16 protein-coding genes are annotated in these 16,038 nt (G+C 69.2%); 12 read left to right on the plus strand and 4 right to left on the minus strand.

The window, feature by feature from the left end:
* The first annotated feature begins 110 nt into the window (after window positions 1-110).
* The 3 genes from H305_RS0130530 (at window position 111) to H305_RS0130540 (ending at window position 3,860) form a co-directional block, all read left to right on the plus strand.
* Window positions 111-2,588, plus strand: coding sequence for a SpoIIE family protein phosphatase (locus tag H305_RS0130530; RefSeq protein WP_051371108.1), 2,478 nt, complete (start codon window positions 111-113; stop codon window positions 2,586-2,588).
* Window positions 2,589-2,791: 203 nt separating this feature from the next.
* Window positions 2,792-3,547: an SDR family NAD(P)-dependent oxidoreductase gene (locus H305_RS0130535; protein ID WP_028803795.1), complete on the plus strand. Its 756-nt coding sequence runs from the start codon at window positions 2,792-2,794 to the stop codon at window positions 3,545-3,547.
* 121 nt (window positions 3,548-3,668) lie between these two features.
* Window positions 3,669-3,860 carry a hypothetical protein gene (locus H305_RS0130540; RefSeq protein ID WP_199791472.1) on the plus strand — a complete coding sequence of 64 codons (192 nt, stop codon included), beginning with the start codon at window positions 3,669-3,671 and terminating at the stop codon, window positions 3,858-3,860.
* Between the two features lie 83 nt (window positions 3,861-3,943).
* On the opposite strand, the gene H305_RS47485 is transcribed toward H305_RS0130540, so the two are convergent.
* Entirely contained in the window at window positions 3,944-5,158 is a 1,215-nt protein-coding gene (locus H305_RS47485; protein WP_078629311.1) for a glycoside hydrolase family 3 N-terminal domain-containing protein, read from the minus strand.
* Between the two features lie 439 nt (window positions 5,159-5,597).
* Between H305_RS47485 and H305_RS0130550 the strand changes: the two genes are divergently transcribed.
* Window positions 5,598-6,329 carry a dienelactone hydrolase family protein gene (locus H305_RS0130550; RefSeq protein WP_028803797.1) on the plus strand — a complete coding sequence of 244 codons (732 nt, stop codon included), beginning with the start codon at window positions 5,598-5,600 and terminating at the stop codon, window positions 6,327-6,329.
* Between the two features lie 355 nt (window positions 6,330-6,684).
* On the opposite strand, the gene H305_RS0130555 is transcribed toward H305_RS0130550, so the two are convergent.
* Entirely contained in the window at window positions 6,685-7,062 is a 378-nt protein-coding gene (locus H305_RS0130555) for a VOC family protein (RefSeq protein WP_028803798.1), read from the minus strand.
* Entirely contained in the window at window positions 7,059-7,838 is a 780-nt protein-coding gene (locus H305_RS0130560; RefSeq protein WP_028803799.1) for an ArsR family transcriptional regulator, read from the minus strand. The genes H305_RS0130555 and H305_RS0130560 overlap by 4 nt, the downstream gene beginning before the upstream one ends.
* Window positions 7,839-7,918: 80 nt before the next feature.
* Between H305_RS0130560 and H305_RS0130565 the strand changes: the two genes are divergently transcribed.
* The 8 genes from H305_RS0130565 to H305_RS0130600 all read left to right on the plus strand — a co-directional run bounded on the left by H305_RS0130565 (window position 7,919) and on the right by H305_RS0130600 (window position 15,387).
* Entirely contained in the window at window positions 7,919-9,190 is a 1,272-nt protein-coding gene (locus H305_RS0130565; RefSeq protein ID WP_028803800.1) for an APC family permease, read from the plus strand.
* Window positions 9,191-9,509: 319 nt separating this feature from the next.
* A complete protein-coding gene (locus tag H305_RS0130570; RefSeq protein ID WP_028803801.1) occupies window positions 9,510-10,094 on the plus strand; it encodes a GNAT family N-acetyltransferase in 585 nt (194 codons plus the stop codon).
* Window positions 10,072-10,722: a hydrogenase maturation protease gene (locus H305_RS0130575; RefSeq protein ID WP_078629312.1), complete on the plus strand. Its 651-nt coding sequence runs from the start codon at window positions 10,072-10,074 to the stop codon at window positions 10,720-10,722. Before H305_RS0130570 ends, H305_RS0130575 begins: the two co-directional genes overlap by 23 nt.
* 77 nt (window positions 10,723-10,799) lie before the next feature.
* Entirely contained in the window at window positions 10,800-11,945 is a 1,146-nt protein-coding gene (locus H305_RS0130580; RefSeq protein WP_028803803.1) for a 4Fe-4S dicluster domain-containing protein, read from the plus strand.
* Window positions 11,942-12,418: a cyclic nucleotide-binding domain-containing protein gene (locus tag H305_RS0130585; protein ID WP_028803804.1), complete on the plus strand. Its 477-nt coding sequence runs from the start codon at window positions 11,942-11,944 to the stop codon at window positions 12,416-12,418. Before H305_RS0130580 ends, H305_RS0130585 begins: the two co-directional genes overlap by 4 nt.
* Complete coding sequence (locus tag H305_RS0130590; protein WP_028803805.1) at window positions 12,415-13,221, plus strand: FAD/NAD(P)-binding protein; 807 nt, start codon at window positions 12,415-12,417, stop codon at window positions 13,219-13,221. The genes H305_RS0130585 and H305_RS0130590 overlap by 4 nt, the downstream gene beginning before the upstream one ends.
* Before the next feature lies 1 nt (window position 13,222).
* The gene (locus H305_RS0130595) at window positions 13,223-14,011 is read left to right on the plus strand and encodes an oxidoreductase (RefSeq protein ID WP_028803806.1); all 789 of its coding nucleotides are present in this window, start codon (window positions 13,223-13,225) and stop codon (window positions 14,009-14,011) included.
* Entirely contained in the window at window positions 14,008-15,387 is a 1,380-nt protein-coding gene (locus H305_RS0130600; protein WP_028803807.1) for a Ni/Fe hydrogenase subunit alpha, read from the plus strand. The genes H305_RS0130595 and H305_RS0130600 overlap by 4 nt, the downstream gene beginning before the upstream one ends.
* A 158-nt stretch (window positions 15,388-15,545) precedes the next feature.
* Here H305_RS0130600 and H305_RS0130605 read toward each other — a convergent pair whose 3' ends face one another.
* Window positions 15,546-15,965, minus strand: coding sequence for a CBS domain-containing protein (locus H305_RS0130605; protein WP_028803808.1), 420 nt, complete (start codon window positions 15,963-15,965; stop codon window positions 15,546-15,548).
* Window positions 15,966-16,038: the final 73 nt, after the last annotated feature.

Consider the following 16,038-nt stretch of genomic DNA (forward strand, 5'->3'; position numbering starts at 1 on the left):
CGTGCTCCAGAGGAAGGGGTCTGGCGTTTGTGCTCCATCCGATGCGGGTCGATCCTTGAGACAGCGGGCGGGCCCGCCCGGCGACCGGGGTGGCGGAGGGCTGACGTGCCATGACCACACCATCGAGTGGTCCCGAGGCGGTCGGTCTCGGCGACGAGCAGAGGAGCTTCGAGACCGCCGCCGTCATGTTGGACAAGCGGGGACTGGTGACCGGCTGGAGTCCGGAGGCCGAGCAATTGCTCGGCTACGGCGCCCAGGAGGTGCTCGGGCACTCGATCGACACGCTGACGGCACAGGCCGAAGGGCAGGAGCCGACGGCGTGGCTCACGCAGCAACCCGCCTCGCAGTGTCGTCGCGACCTCACCTTCCGTCACCGCTACGGCCACCTCCTGCGAACCGCGGTGGTCCGCCACCGCCTCGCTGACACCGTCGCGGGCCCGGCATACCTGTTGTTCCTGACGGATGCCGAGGACTTCAGAGCCTGGCAGACACAGCAGGCCGTGCTGCACGGCATCACGACGCAGTCCCCGGTGGGCATGACGATCTACGGCCCCGACCTGCGGGTGGCCTGGGCGAACGCCGCCGCCCGGCAGGAACTGCCCGGGCCGTTCGCCGACTACCTGGGACGCAGTGAAGACGAGCTGTATCCGGGAAGCCAGGTACTGTCCGCGCAGTACCCCACCACGGTCACCCAGCTCATGAGCAGGGTGCTCGGCACCGGGCAGACCGTGGTCGGACTGCACTACCGGGGCCGCCCTCCCTCCGATCCGGACCATGAGCATGTGTGGTCGCTGTCCTACTACCGGCTGCAGGACGACCAGGGCCGGCCGCTGGGCGTGTGCGAGGAGTCAGTAGACGTCACCGACCTTCACCTGGCACAACGGCGCCTGGCCCTGCTCAACGAGGCCAGCGTCCTGATCGGTAGCACGCTCGACCTGGACCGCACCGTCGGGGAACTGGCCGAGGTGCTGGTACCGCAGGTCGCCGACTTCGTCGCCATCGACCTGCTCGGCGACGTTCTGGACGGCCGGGAACCCGACGCCCGATGCCCCGGCCGAAATGACGACATGCGCCGGGCGGTCCATCGTTCCGTACGCGAAGATCTGCCCGAAGCCGCCGTCACGCCCGGCCAACCGGTCGGCTACCCGGAAGGCTCCCCTCAGCGGCACTGCCTCGCCACTGGCCACCCCGTCCTCAACGCCGTCCTGGACCTGTCCAGCCCATGGCTGCTCCAGGACTGCATGCGCAGCACCCTCTTGTGCACCCTTGGTATCCATTCACACCTGGTGGTTCCGCTGCGCGCTCGAGGCATCACCGTGGGAGTGGCCACCCTCATGCGCTGGCGCACCCCGGAAGCCTTCGCCTCCGACGACCTGCTGCTCGTCGAGGAACTCGCCGCCCGCGCCGCCGTCTGCATCGACAACGCGCGACGCTACACCCGTGAGCGCCTGTCCGCGCTCACCCTGCAGCGCAGCCTCCTCCCGCACGAGCTGCAGGCCCACATGGCCGTCGAGGCCGCGTACCGGTACCTGCCTGCCGACACCGAGGCGGGGGTCGGCGGCGACTGGTTCGACGTCCTGCCCCTGGCCTGTGCCCGGGTGGGACTGGTCGTCGGCGACGTCGTCGGCCATGGCATCCACGCCGCGGCGACCATGGGACGACTCCGCACCGCCGTCCACACGCTGGCAGACATCGACCTGCCACCCGCCGAGCTGCTCTCGCACCTCGACGACCTCGTCCAGCGCCTGGCCGAGGAGGCCGACGCGGCACACCCCACCGGCGTCGAGGGCGTGGTCGGCGCCACCTGCCTGTACTGCATCTACGATCCCGTCACGCGCCGCGCCACCGTCGCCCGCGCCGGCCACCCGCCGCCCGCCCTCGCCCACCCGGACAAGGCGGTGGAGTTCCCCGACATCCCCGTGGGTCCACCGCTGGGCCTCGGGGGCCTCCCGTTCGAGTCGACCGAGGTGGACATCCCGGAGGGCTGTGTCCTCGCGCTCTACACGGACGGCCTGTTCACGGCAGCCGACGGTGACACGGACACCGGACTGGAACGCATCAGCTTCGCTCTCGCCCACCCCGACCGGCCTCTGGAGGAAATCTGCGACACCATCGAGCAGGCCCTGCTGCCGGAGCGCTCGCCGGACGACGTCGCCTTCCTCGTCGCCCGGCCCCGCCCGATCGCCGCCGAGAACGTCGACACCTTCAGCCTTCCCTTCGATCCCGCCTCGGTGGGACACGCCCGCAAACGGACCAGCGACCGCCTGGCGCGGTGGCAGCTCGATGATCTGTCGTTCTCCGTGGAGCTGATCGTCAGCGAACTGGTCACCAACGCCATCCGGCACGCCCAGGCCCCCATCGAGCTGCGCCTGATCCGGACCGAGAACAAGCTCATATGTGCCGTCTCCGACCACAGCAGCACCTCCCCGCACATGCGACGGGCCAAGCTGGGTGACGAAGGAGGCAGAGGCCTGTTCCTCGTCGCCCAGTTCGCCCTGCGCTGGGGCACCCGCCCCACCGAGGAGGGCAAGGTCATCTGGGCGGAACTCTCCCTCCCCCGGCCGGGCAGCGGTCCACCACACCCGTGACACGTGCCCGAAGCCGCACGGCGTGCGTGCCGACGTGCCCCACACCTGGCGTGGCCGGGGGCCTGCATCGGCACGGCGCCAGGGGCGCGACGAGGAGCAGGGCGGGCGGGGTGTTCCCGTTCACCTCCGCCCCACACCAGCATCGACGACGAACGACTCGGGGCGGTCATTGCGGCGGCCCATGACGACGAGGAGGTGAGCCCGTGACCGGTACAGACGGCAGAGTGGCTCTGGTGACAGGGGCCGGCAGCGGAATCGGTGCGGCCACCGCACGCGTTCTGGCGGAGCGAGGTATGCGCGTGGTGGTCAACTACCTCAGCAACGACAAGGCGGCCCAGGAGGCCGTGGCCGGCATCGAGGCCGCCGGCGGTCAGGCCATGGCCGTACAGGCCGACGTACGCGAAGCATCGGCCGTCGACAGCATGGTCGAGCAGGTGCGGGCGTCGTGGGGCGGCGTCGACGTACTCGTGCACAACGCGCTCATCCCGTATGCCGTCAAGTCGTTCGGGGACATGACGTGGGACGAACTGGGCGGCAAGCTCGACGCCGAGATGCACGCGGCGTTCACGCTCACCAAAGCCGTCCTGCCCGACATGACCGCACAGGGCTGGGGACGCATCATCTACCTCGGCACCGGTCTCAGCCGTCGGCCCCGGGAAGGCATGATCGCACTCGGGACGGCCAAGGCCGCACTGGAGCAGTTCGCCCGCTACCTCGCCCAGGAACTGGGCCCGCAGGGCATCACAGTCAACGTCGTAGCGCCCGGACCGGTGGAGTCCCGCATGGCCAGTCACTTGCTCGACGACAACACAAGGCAGCGGCAGGTGGCAGCCACCCCACTGGGCCGCCTGGCCCGCCCGGCCGACGTCGCCCAAGCAGTCGCCTTCTACGCCGACGAAAACAGTGCCTTCATGACCGGCACCACCGCCGCGGTCAACGGCGGCATGGCCATGTACTGACACCTCGCCCCCGCACACGGGACCCGGCTTTCCCGATCCGGTCGACGCCCGCACCGCGCTCCGAGCGCACCGCCGTGCCCTGAAGGTGATCCGCAACGACCCCGACACCACGGTGCGATACATGCAGACGTTCCTCGGCGGACACACCCCCGACGAAGTCCGAGCGCACTACGACGCGTTCATCTCACCGCACTTCAGCAGCGACGGCCAGGTCGACCTCGCGATCGCTGACGCCGCGATCACCGCGGTCGCCGCCGAACTCGGCGTCCCCGCCGCCTTCACCGCGGCCGAGTTCTATCGCACCACTCTCTGAGCCTGTCGTCGAATGCCCGCCTGCCCCACGACCCCGGCGGACGACGGCATCGAGCGGATGCCCAAGACCCCGGAGCGTCCGGGTCATCCGCAGGACAGCAAGCCTGCCTTCTGCTTGGCGTTCAGGACGCGATGGACGCTCGCATCCACTTGCACGCGGAAGGTCGCGCTTTGTGTCATGCGACTCTGTACCGCCTTGGTCATGGCCGGGATCAGGTTCGGTTCGACCGTGAGGACCAAGTCACCGCCGGCTGACAGGAACTTCACCGCCCGGTCGCCCGCGGGTACGGCCTTGACTGCCACCGCGTTGCCGAGATCGTCCGATACGACCACGCCCTTGAAGCCCAGAGTCTTGCGCAGCAGTCCCTGAACCACCGTCGACGAGAACGCGGCCCGGTGATTCGGGTCGATCTTGCTGTAGGTGGCGGACGAGATCATGACGAACGGCGCTCCGGCCTTGATCCCGGACGCGAACGTCGTGATGCTCGAACTTTCGCGCGTTGTCACGGTATCCACGACGTCGGCCGTGGTGTCGGTGTTGTCTCGTACGTTACCGAGTCCCGGAAAGTGCTTGAGCGTGGCCAGCACTCCGGACTGGGCGGAGCCCGCGAGAAACGCGTCACTGTGGGGGGCCACGGTCGCAGCGGTGTATCCGAACTCGCGGTCGTACCGGCCGATCGGGGCGTTGGCCCTGCCCAGGCTTTCGGGTACGACATCCGCGACGGGGGCCAGGTTCAGATTCACACCGGCTGCCTTGAGCTCCTTGGCCCATACGGCGGCTTCGCCACGCAACTTCGACGTCGTCCAGCTTCCCTGCGTCAGGGCGCTCGGGATGGTCGAGAAACCGGGCCCGCTCAGCACCTGCACCTGTCCACCCTCCTGGTCCGTCGACACCAGAAGGCCCACACGGTGCCCTGCCGCGCTGTCAGCCTTGGCCTGCAGACCCTGGACAAGGGTGTTGGTCGCCGTGGTTCCGGCACTGCTGCGGCCGGCCAGGAACACCGAGCCGACGTGGTACTTGCGCATGAGGTCGATGCGCGTGCTGTCCGGAGCGGACGGCGTGACCGATCCCATGAAGAGCTGACCGACACGCTGCGGCACTGACATCGCCCTGAAGGTCCTGTCGGCACACGTATTCGCCGCGAAGTTGTTGGGCGCCCCGGACGGGTCGATGATGGCGGCCTGCGAGATCTGCGCACCCCCCACTCCCGCCACCGCGAGCGACAGTGCCAGCGAGGACGCGAACCAGACGGGACTCTTGGTGCTGAAGGGATGGGCGAGCGACCGGTGCAATGCCATGAAGGGACTCCGAGTGTGCCTGCGACGGGCCGCTCGGATCTTGAGCGGGAGGCCGGTGTGCAATCTCCATGGTATCAACGCACGGGGATTCCAACGATGGTCGAGTGCACCTTCACCTGACGTCGCGGCCTCCGTCGCCTGGGCAACCGCTGGGAACGACCAGCTGACCTGGCGTAGATCTTCTGAAGGCTCACTGCTCAGGGCTCAGTTCGTGGCATCCCATTCGTCCGGCTCATTGGTCGCCTGTCCGCGTCACTCACCAGGCGTCAACCAAATTGCATGCGTGCGTAGTTGAGGGTCTGCATGCTAGGTTCACTGCGCCGTGCACCACTACGAGCTTTGGAGGTGAGACCGATCAACGCTATGACAGGTCGGGGCTCCCTCTCTCGCATGGTCTGGGGAGTGCCCGCAGAAGGCATCCCGAAAGGCCAGAATGGCTATGCGTTTCGGCACCGCGACGTCGGGTGACGGCGTCCGCGAACAACTCTTCACGCTCGGCGGGATACCCGGTGTCCTCTGGACCCCGGAAGCAGCCGTCGGCACTCGGCCCCTCATCCTGATGGGACACGGCGGCGGCCGGCACAAGAAGGATCCTGACATCCTGGCCCTGGCCCACCCCTTGGTCGCCAGATGGGGATTCGCGGTGGTGGCCGTGGACGTGCCTGGCCACGGTGACCGGCCCACAGAGGAGAACTACGACCGGATCGTGACCGAAAACCAGGCGCGTGTGGCGGCCGGCGAGGAGCTGGCCCCGTTGATGGCCGACTTCCAGGCACTCGTGGCGCGCCAGACCGTCCCGGAATGGCAGACGGTTCTGGATGCGGTTCAGCAACTCGACTACGTCGGCGCCGGTCCCGTGGGCTACTGGGGTGTGTCGCTGGGGTGTGGACTCGGCGTACCGTTCGTCGCCGCCGAATCCCGTGTGCGCGCTGCGGTACTGGGACTGGGTGGAGCGCTGGCGTCAGCCGAGCCTGCCGGGCACATCACCGTTCCGGTGCAGTTCCTGCTGCAGTGGGACGATGAGCGGGTGCCACGAGACCAAGGCCTGGCACTGTTCGACGCCTTGGCCTCGGCCGAGAAGACCCTGCACGCCAACCCGGGCAAGCACGGCGAGGTTCCGGCCCACGAGCTGGAGAGCACCCTTCAGTTCCTTGCCCGGCATCTCGGCTGACACCACCGGCCGCAGTTGATGACGTGCCGATCGGGACCAAGATCCCGATCGGCACGGTCAGCGCACAAACCAGATCATCTCCGGCCGAACCCTGGACTTCGCCATGGGTTCCAAGCCCTCCCGGTGGGGTGCCCACACCGAGCCCGCGTACTCGCTCCACACCGACGCCGGCGACACGGGTGACGGCGGCAACGAAACAACTCCCGGATAGAGAAGGAAAGTTGCGCTGCGCACAGCCGGTGAAGTGCCGGGTCGAGACGCTGTCCGCTCTCCGTTGCAAAGCCGTCACGTGGACCTGACGGGTCACGTTGCCGTCGCGCCGAGGGCTTGGGCGGGGCCCCTCTACAACTGTGCCTCAGCGCGCGGGTTCGAACAGTTCGACGAGATTGCCGGCGGGGTCGGCGAGCAGGATCTGACGTCCGCCGGGGCCCGAGACCACATCGCTGCGGAAGGCGAGTCCGGCGCTGCGCAGCCGGTCGACCTCGGTGTCGAGGCCGTCGACGATCAGGTGGATGCGGTTGCCCCCGGCGCCGAGGTCACTGGGGGTGGCGCGGGCGCCGGAGCTGGCCGGGCCGGACAGCAGCAGCCGCAGCGACCCGCGCGTCACGTCGGCGAAGGCTGGAGCGGCGCTGGTGCGCAGGGTGAAGCCCAGGTGGGTGGTGTAGAAGTCGACGGCAGCCTGGACGTCGTCGACGAGGTAGCGGACGCCGGCAAACTGGTCGGGCGTGGTCACGGCTGAACCTCCTGTGGCGTGGGGATGAGCAGCGGCAGCAGGTAGCGGATACGGGTGCCGATCTCCGCTGCCGTGCGGACGAATGCCGCGTGGCCGACCGGGTCGGGGTCACTGGCTGCGGCGGGGTCGGGGATGCTCCAGTGGACCAGCCGTGGCTGGCCGCCGAAGTCGGGACACGCCTCGCGGACCTTGTCGCACAGGCTGATCACGTAATCGAACCGGCGGCCGACCAGGGTGTCCAGGTGTCGTGGACGCTGCCCCGAGATATCGATGCCGTGCTGCTCCCGCAGGAGTTGTACAGCGGCGGAATGGATGCGGGGTCTGGGGTGGCTGCCGGCGCTGGTCACCTCGACCCGACCGTCGGCGCGGTGGCGCAGCAGTGCCTCGGCGATCGGTGAGCGGGCACTGTTGCCCGTGCAGGTGAACAGGACGGCGGGGCGCCTCTGCTGTGTCGGCGAGGGCGACGGCGGAGTGGGGACGAAACCCAGCGCCGGGTGCAAGGCGGTACCGGCGTCGGCGAGCGCGCGGGCGCACTGTGCCAGATCCAGGTGGTAGTAACTGTCGCGGGCGTCGAAGCTGCTGCGGCGGGCGGTGACCAGCCCGCCGCCTCGCAGGAGCCGCAGGTGGTAGGAGACCAGGTTCTGCGGCTGACCGACCCGCTCCACCAGCTCACGAACCCGGTAGTCGCTCGCGGCCAGCTCGGTCAGCAGCTGCCACCGGAGCGGGTGGGCGGCCAGGTGCACGAACGCCGGGGCGGCGGGATTCGAGGGCCTCACGAAGCCAAAGTACATCAATTTGAATTGATGTACTTTGCTTTCGGGAGCCCGACGCTCCGGCCGGAAGACGGAGGAACGTCATGAGTCAGCCCGCCCAGACGGCGTCACCTCAGCTCCAGAGGCGGCTCGGCCTCGGCGACGCCGTCCTCATCGGACTGGGATCGATGATCGGCGCGGGCATCTTCGCGGCGCTCGCCCCGGCCGCCCACGCGGCCGGCTCCGGAATGCTGGCCGGTCTGGCGGTGGCCGCGGTGGTGGCGTACTGCAACGCCACCTCCTCCGCCCGGCTGGCAGCCCGCTATCCGGCTTCGGGCGGCACCTACATCTATGGCCGTGAACGCCTCGGAGACTTCTGGGGCTACCTGGCCGGCTGGGCCTTCGTGATCGGCAAAACCGCCTCCTGCGCGGCCATGGCGCTGACCGTCGGCTCGTACGTGTGGCCCCATCACGCCCACGCGGTGGCGGCTGCCGCGGTGGTGGCGCTGACCGCGGTGAACTACGCCGGAATCCAGAAGGCCGCGTGGCTGACCCGGCTCGTTGTCGCGGTCGTGCTGGCGGTGCTGGCGGCGGTCGTCGTCGCGAGCCTCACCTCGGCGACAGCGGACGCGGGCCGGCTGGGTGTCGGCTCCGATGCCACCGTCACCGGCGTGATGCAGGCGGCGGGCCTGCTGTTCTTCGCCTTCGCCGGATACGCCCGCATCGCCACCCTCGGCGAAGAAGTCCGCGACCCCACGCGCACCATCCCCCGCGCCATCCCGCTCGCCCTCGGCCTCACCCTGGTCGTGTACACGGCCGTGGCAGTCGCCGTCCTGACGGTGCTCGGCCCCGACGGGCTGGGCGAGGCGGCCGCACCGCTGTCGGACGCGGTGCGGGCAGCAGGCGTGGACTGGTTGGCACCCTTCGTACGGGGCGGGGCGGCCGTCGCCGCGCTCGGCTCCCTGCTCGGCCTGATCCTGGGTGTCTCCCGCACCACCCTGGCGATGGCCCGCGACCGGCACCTGCCCCACGTCCTGGCTGCCGTTCATCCGCGCTTTCAGGTGCCGCACCGCGCCGAACTGCTGGTGGGCGCCCTGGTCGTGATGGTCGCCGCCACGGCCGACGTACGCGGCGCGATCGGCTTCTCCTCCTTCGGTGTCCTCGTCTACTACGCCATCGCCAACGCCTCCGCTTGGACACTCACGCGGGACGAGAACCGTCCACCCCGCATCGTCCCCGCGGTCGGCCTGGCCGGCTGCCTGGTACTGGCCTTCACGCTGCCCGCCGCCTCCGTCGCGTGGGGAGCCATGGTCCTCGTCGCCGGCATCGCGGCTTACGGCATACGCAGGGGCATCACCGCCCGCCGGGCGCCTTGAGCCGCTCACCCGCATCAGCACGCGCGTGAAACAGTGCCCCACCAGACGGCCATGTCGACGAAGAAGCAGAAGGCGCTGATGCCGGCCTCGACAACGGCACTGGACACTCGCGCCGGGCCGACCGCGCTGTCCGGGCAGTTCCCCGGCACACTGACACGCCGGCGCCGTGAAAGGTCAAGTCGCGGGCAAGGCCACCTCGTACGATCCGCCACGGCGGGGAACACCGGGACCGACGTCCCGCGGCCCTCGTCTGCCGATGTCCAGTGCGCCGGTCGACGGACCGCTGGCGTGTGCGGCCGGCATCAGGAGATCATGGTGCATGACTCGCGCTCTGTCGACGCCGCCCGTCATTGCTTCCGGTTTGCTCGGCGGCCTGCCCCAACCCACGCTCCCCGCCACCGGGGGCTTGCTGCTGCGCCCCTGGGAAGCATCCGACGCGCCGGCGTTCCTGTCTGCTTATCAGGATGACGAGATCCGCCGCTGGCACACGCGTCGGCCCCGCTCCGAGGACCAGGTCCGGGAATGGTTCGCCGCGTATCGCCGGGACTGGATACGCGAGAAGGGCTGCCACTGGGCGATCACTCGCGCCGGTGAGGGGGTGCTCGGCCGGATCGCACTGCGCGGTCTGGACTTCGACGACGGCACAGCCGACGTGGCCTACTGGGTGCTCCCGGCCGCCCGCGGCGCGGGCGCGGCCTCGCACGGCCTCCGGGCGCTCACCGCCTGGGCCCTGGACGTGATTGGCTTCCACCGGCTGGAGCTGGACCACTCGACCCGCAATCATGCCTCGTGCAGGGTCGCCACCAAGTCCGGCTACCTTCTGGAAGGCACCAAACGCAGCGCCGCCGTGCACGACGACGGCCGACACGACATGCATCTGCATGCCCGCATCCGAGGAGATTGAGCCTCGCATCGCGTGGGCCGACATAGCCGGACGGAAGGGCGGACGCGTGACGGCTTTCACCAGTTCGGCAGTCGTCGGGGTGGGCAATGCGTTCCGACGGGACGACGGCGTCGGGCCGGCCGTGGTCGCGCTGCTGAAGGAGCGAGCCATGGTTCGACCGTTGCCACCGGGCGCCGTGCTCCATGAGTGCGACGGGGACCCCGGCAGACTGATCGGACTGTGGGAAGGCACCGGCCTGACGGTGGTCGTCGACGCTTGTTTCCCGTCTCCCGCATGTCCCGGGCGGACTCACCGTTGGTGCCCGGACCCCGCCTCCGGCGCCCCCTTCGCTCCCATGCGGCACAGCACACACGGCTTCGGTCTGGTCGAGGCGGTGCACCTCGCCCACAGCCTCGGGAGGTGTCCGCGCCGGCTCATCGTGTACGCGGTCGAAGGAGCAAGCCAGTCCTTGGGCACGGGGCTGACCCCTTCAGTGGCGCGGGCGGTACAGCCTCTGGCCGAACGCATCGAGGCGGACCTCATGCGGCACGCCGAGGCCGCTCTGCGCGAATCCCCCGCGGCCTCGTCCACCTCCGGCCCCTGGCGAGACACGCCGGAGGGCCTCGATTCATTCGGCCCGGATGACTGACACCCTGTCAGCAACGTGACAGCCGCCAGAGCGTCTTCCTTCCAGCAGGCGGAAAGCCAGTCCAGAGGGGAACACCAATGACTCACCCCGGGGACAGCCAAGCGGTCCTCGACACCGACGGCCTCGACGCACTCGTACATGTCCTGAAGCAACGCGGCCGGACCGTGATCGGCCCCACGGTACGCGACCACGCCATTGTTCTTGCCGAGTTGGACAGTGGGGACGAACTCCCTCACGGCTGGGGCGTCGAACTGGCGGCAGGACAATACCGGCTCCGAGAGAGGGACGACGTCGCTGTGTTCGCGCACAGTGCCGGGCCGCAGTCCTGGAAGTCCTTCCTGCACCCCGAGCGCGTCCGACAGTGGTCTGCCGAGCGTGGGAGCGGCGGAGAGCTGACCATCTGCCAGGACGAGCCACAGAGCGTCTCGTACGCGTTCCTCGGAGTGAGACCCTGCGACCTGCGGGCCATCCGGATCCTCGACCGGGTGATGAGTGGTGGCCGATACGCAGATCCCGCCTATCGCTCCCGGCGCTCCGGAGCGTTCTTGATCGCAGTCGAGTGCACTGAGCCGGGCGACACCTGTTTCTGCGTCTCCATGGGCACGGGGCCTGCCGTCGACGCCGATTACGACCTTGCCCTCACGGAAGTGCTGGACCACAGGGGGCACCGTTTCCTCTGCCGGAGCGGGAGCGAGGAGGGCGCGGACGTACTCGCCGAGCTCCCCCGCCGGCCGTCCGACGACGCCACCCGCACCGCAGCCTCCGAGGCCGTGAGCCGGGCTGCCGAGCGAATGGGCCGGTCGATGCCGCCGGTCGATCTGCGGACTCTCATGCGGGACAGCCTGGAGGCCGAGCGCTGGGACGACGTCACCTCTCGTTGCCTGAGCTGTGGCAACTGCACCATGGTCTGCCCCACGTGCTTCTGCACCACCACCGAGGACATCACCGATCTGACCGGCGACCACGCCGAGCGCTGGCGTCGCTGGGACTCCTGCTACGACTTGGACTTCACCCTCCTGCGTGACGGCCCCGTCCGCGCGTCTCCGCGCAGCCGCTACCGTCAGTGGCTCACCCACAAGCTCGGCACCTGGCACGACCAGTTCGACAGCTCCGGCTGCGTCGGCTGCGGCCGTTGCATCGTCTGGTGTCCCACCGGCATCGACCTCACGGAAGAAGCGCACGCCCTGCACCGGGAGGCTGCGGACAGGGGTACGGCACCGTGACATCGCGCGCGACAACGCCACCAGCAGCGGGCATCCTCGCGGCGCTGCCCCCGGAGCACCGCAAACGGCTCATGACCCTCGCACACGAGGTCGACTACCCCGGGACCACCCGGCTCTTCGAGGAAGGCGGAACGGCCGACCGCTTCTGGATCATCCGAACGGGCGGCGTCGCACTCGACGTGCAGATTCCCGGCCGCGGCCGCGCCGTCGTGGAGACGATCGGGGTGGGCAGCCTTCTGGGCTGGTCATGGCTGTGCCCGCCACGCCAGTGGCACCTCGGGGCCGAGACCAAAGACCCGGTGTCGGCCTGGGAGTTCGACGCCGCCGAAGTGCGGGAGCTGTGCACCACAGACCCCGCGTTCGGCCTGGTACTGGTCACCCTCGTCGCCGAGACGATCGGCGACCGGCTGCGTGCCACGCGCACCCGGTTGCTCGACCTGTACGGACCGCAGGCAAGTGGACCGCGGCCATGACGACCGTCCCTCTCCCCTACCGCCTGGTGGGCCGTCGCCGCGAGACGGCCGATGTCGTCACGCTCGACCTGGAACCCGTCGGCGAGAGCCTGCAGCCATTCATGCCAGGTCAGTTCGCCATGGTCTACGCATTCGGCGTCGGCGAGATCCCCGTCTCGGTGTCCCGCACGGTCGAGGAGCAGCGGCTCAGCCATACGGTCCGTGCGGTAGGTGCTGTGTCACGCGCACTGTGCGGTCTCCCGGAAGGCGCGAGCGTCGGGGTGCGTGGCCCGTTCGGAACCAGTTGGAACGTATCGGCCGCCCGAGGACACGATGTGCTCGTCATCGCGGGCGGTATCGGACTCGCCCCGCTGCGTCCCCTGATCGACGCCGTCCTGACCGGACCTCATGCGTACGGACGGCTGAACGTGCTCGCAGGGGCCCGGACACCCGATGATCTGCTGTACCAGGACGAGTTCCCCGGATGGAAACACCCGTTCGGCGCGGTCACGGTCGACCTGCCCATCCGCGGCTGGACCGGACGGGTCGGGGTCGTCACCGCGCTGCTGGACGAAGCGCACTTCGCACCGGCGCACACCACGGCATTCCTCTGCGGTCCGGAAGTCATGATCCGCGCGGCAGCCCGGCAGCTGATCCACCGGGGCGTTCGCGCGGACCGTGTCCGAGTGTCGCTGGAACGCAACATGCGCTGCGCCACCGGCCACTGCGGGCACTGCCAGCTCGGTCCCCTGCTGCTCTGCCGCGACGGCCCCGTGGTCGGTTACGACGTGGCCGAGCATCTTCTCGACGTACGGGAGCTGTGAGATGACCGATCGCACCTCGCCCGCAGAGCACGCCCGCCCCCGGCTCGGCGTGTTCAAGTTCGCCTCGTGCGACGGCTGTCAGCTCACGCTTCTCGATTGCGAGGACGAATTGCTCGGCATCGCCCACGATCTGGAGATCGCTCACTTCCTGGAAGCATCCAGCGATGTGGCCTCCGGACCGTACGACCTGTCGCTCGTCGAGGGGTCGGTCTCCACCCCCGAACACGTGGAACGCATCCAGCGTATCCGCGCCGAGTCCCGCTACCTCGTCACCATCGGTGCCTGCGCCACGGCCGGCGGGGTCCAGGCACTGAGGAACTACGCCGACGTGGCGGAGTACCTGGCGACGGTCTACGCCCGCCCCGACTACATCGAGACCCTCGCCACCTCCACACCGATCTCCGCTCATGTGCCCGTCGACTTCGAGCTGCGTGGCTGCCCCATCAACCGCGCCCAGCTCCTGGAGGTCATCACCGCCTTCCTCGCCGAACGCAAGCCCGGTATCCCGAACCACAGCGTCTGCTTCTCCTGCAAGCAACGCGGTAACGTCTGTGTCCTCGTCGCCCACGGCACACCCTGCCTGGGCCCCGTCACCCACGCCGGGTGCGGAGCCCTCTGCCCCACCTACGGGCGCGGCTGCTACGGCTGCTTCGGACCTGCCGGAACAACGAATCTGCCCGCCCTCATCCCCGTCCTGCAGTACAACGGGATGAACGAGGACGACGTAGCGAGGTTTCTGCACACGTTCAACGTCACCAGCTTCACCGCGGTGGAGGACGACCGGTCATGACCGAGCCTGCCGCCCGATCACGGGTTCTCCGCATCCCCGCGATCGCCCGCGTCGAGGGTGAGGCCGCGCTGCGACTGCGGATCATCGACGGCACCGTCGTCGAGGCCAGCCTGAAGATCTACGAGCCCCCGCGCTTCTTCGAGGCCTTCCTCCGGGGCCGCGCGCACACCGAACCTCCTGACATCACTTCGCGCGTCTGCGGGATCTGCCCTGTCGCCTACCAGCTGAGCGCCTGCCGTGCCATCGAGGACGCGTGCGGAGCCGTCGTGGACGGGCAACTCGCGGCCCTGCGTCGTCTGCTGTACTGCGGGGAGTGGATCGAGAGCCAGACCCTGCACATGTATCTGCTGCACGCCCCGGACTTCCTCGGCCACCCGGATCTCATCGCCATGGCGCGCACCCATCCCGAACACGTCGAGCGCGGCCTGCGTCTGAAGCAGACGGGCAACGCCGTCATGGAGGTACTCGGCGGACGTGCGATCCATCCGGTCAACGTGCGTCTCGGCGGATTCCACCGCACCCCTGCCCGCTCGGAACTCCGCCCCCTCGCCGAGCGCCTGCGGGTGGCGCTCGACGACGCCTGGGACACCGTGCGCTGGGTCGCCGGCTTCGATTTCCCCCATGCCGAGTGCGACGCCGACCTGCTGGCCCTGGCCGAGCCGGACACCTACGCGATCGAGTCGGGCGTACCCACCGTCCTCCCGGCCGACCACACGCCGGCGCCCCACGACTTTCCGCTACGCCACTTCCCCGAACACGTCACAGAGCAGCAGGTCCCCCACTCCACCGCGCTGCACGCCCGGCTGGACGGCCGCCGCCACCTGACCGGCTCCCTCGCCCGCTACGCCATCAGCGGCCATCTGCTCTCCCCCTCAGCCCGCCAGGCCGCGAGAGAAGCGGGACTGGGCGATCCCCCTCTGGCCGTCTCCGACACGGGCGCGACGTCACGGCGCGGCGTCTGCAAAAACCCCTACCGCAGCATCCTCGTCCGCGCTGTGGAGGTCGTGTACGCCGTGGAGGAGGCCCTTCGGATCATCAGCGCGTACGAACCTCCACCCCGGCCGTACGTCGAGGTGCCGCCCCGGGCAGGTGTGGGACACGGCGCGACCGAAGCACCACGCGGCCTGCTCTATCACCGCTACCGGCTCAGCGACGAGGGGCGGATCACGGACGCCCTCCTCGTCCCCCCGACCGCGCAGAACCAGGGCGCGATCGAGGAAGATCTGCGGCTGCTCGTCCAGAACGCCCTGGCCCGGGGCGTCTCGTCCGACGCTGACCTCGCCCGCCTGTGCGAACGGGCCATCCGGAACCACGACCCATGCATCTCGTGCTCGGCCCATTTCCTGGACGTGGACATCGATGCGGTCCTCGGCTGAAGGGCGATGCGCGGCCACAGCGTCGTACTCACCTGGATGACAACCTCGTTCACGCGCGAGGCGGCGCACAACAGTTCTTCCTCGTTCGAGACGATCGAGCGCGAGAACGTGCGCCGCTCAGCGAGAACGCCCGTATCCGGACGACGGCGACAGCCGGGTCAAGTCGTCGCGCAGACCGCCTCGACGAAATGGCCCACCTGCTTCTCCGGCAGCCTACGTGCGAGGTCCGCCTCGCTGATCATGCCGACCAGGCGATGGTTGTCGACGACGGGCAGTCGGCGGATCCTGTGCTCTTCCATGGCCCGGAGGACCTGGTCCGCGTCGGCCTCCGCGTCGATCGTGACCGGCTTGCCCTGAGCGAGGTGACCCGCCGTCATGGTCTTGGGGTCTTTACCCTTTGCGAGACACTTCACCACAATGTCACGGTCGGTAATGATCCCGTGCAACCGGTCGTCCGGACCGCAGATGGGGAGAGCTCCGACGTCCAGCTCCTGCATCCGGCGCGCCGCCTCTTCCAGCGTCTCGTTCTCCTGCACGCACGTGGTTCCGGCGTGCATGATTTCCCGCGCGATGGTCATGGCCGTCTCCTTCGAGCCTCGGGACGCCCGTGGGGAGGACCCTGGAGGTGGACCCGCCCCGAACAGGTTGTCC

The sequence above is a fragment of the Streptomyces sp. 142MFCol3.1 genome (assembly GCF_000424945.1).
GTDB lineage: Bacteria > Actinomycetota > Actinomycetes > Streptomycetales > Streptomycetaceae > Streptomyces > Streptomyces siamensis.

Coding starts and splice junctions, on each gene's coding strand:
- H305_RS0130530 (WP_051371108.1), top strand. CDS start 111: ATGACCACACCATCGAGTGGTCCCGAGGCGGTCGGTCTCGGCGACGAG.
- H305_RS0130540 (WP_199791472.1), top strand. CDS start 3,669: ATGCAGACGTTCCTCGGCGGACACACCCCCGACGAAGTCCGAGCGCAC.
- H305_RS47485 (WP_078629311.1), bottom strand. CDS start 5,158: ATGGCATTGCACCGGTCGCTCGCCCATCCCTTCAGCACCAAGAGTCCC.
- H305_RS0130550 (WP_028803797.1), top strand. CDS start 5,598: ATGCGTTTCGGCACCGCGACGTCGGGTGACGGCGTCCGCGAACAACTC.
- H305_RS0130565 (WP_028803800.1), top strand. CDS start 7,919: ATGAGTCAGCCCGCCCAGACGGCGTCACCTCAGCTCCAGAGGCGGCTC.
- H305_RS0130570 (WP_028803801.1), top strand. CDS start 9,510: ATGACTCGCGCTCTGTCGACGCCGCCCGTCATTGCTTCCGGTTTGCTC.
- H305_RS0130575 (WP_078629312.1), top strand. CDS start 10,072: ATGCCCGCATCCGAGGAGATTGAGCCTCGCATCGCGTGGGCCGACATA.
- H305_RS0130580 (WP_028803803.1), top strand. CDS start 10,800: ATGACTCACCCCGGGGACAGCCAAGCGGTCCTCGACACCGACGGCCTC.
- H305_RS0130590 (WP_028803805.1), top strand. CDS start 12,415: ATGACGACCGTCCCTCTCCCCTACCGCCTGGTGGGCCGTCGCCGCGAG.
- H305_RS0130595 (WP_028803806.1), top strand. CDS start 13,223: ATGACCGATCGCACCTCGCCCGCAGAGCACGCCCGCCCCCGGCTCGGC.
- H305_RS0130600 (WP_028803807.1), top strand. CDS start 14,008: ATGACCGAGCCTGCCGCCCGATCACGGGTTCTCCGCATCCCCGCGATC.
- H305_RS0130605 (WP_028803808.1), bottom strand. CDS start 15,965: ATGACCATCGCGCGGGAAATCATGCACGCCGGAACCACGTGCGTGCAG.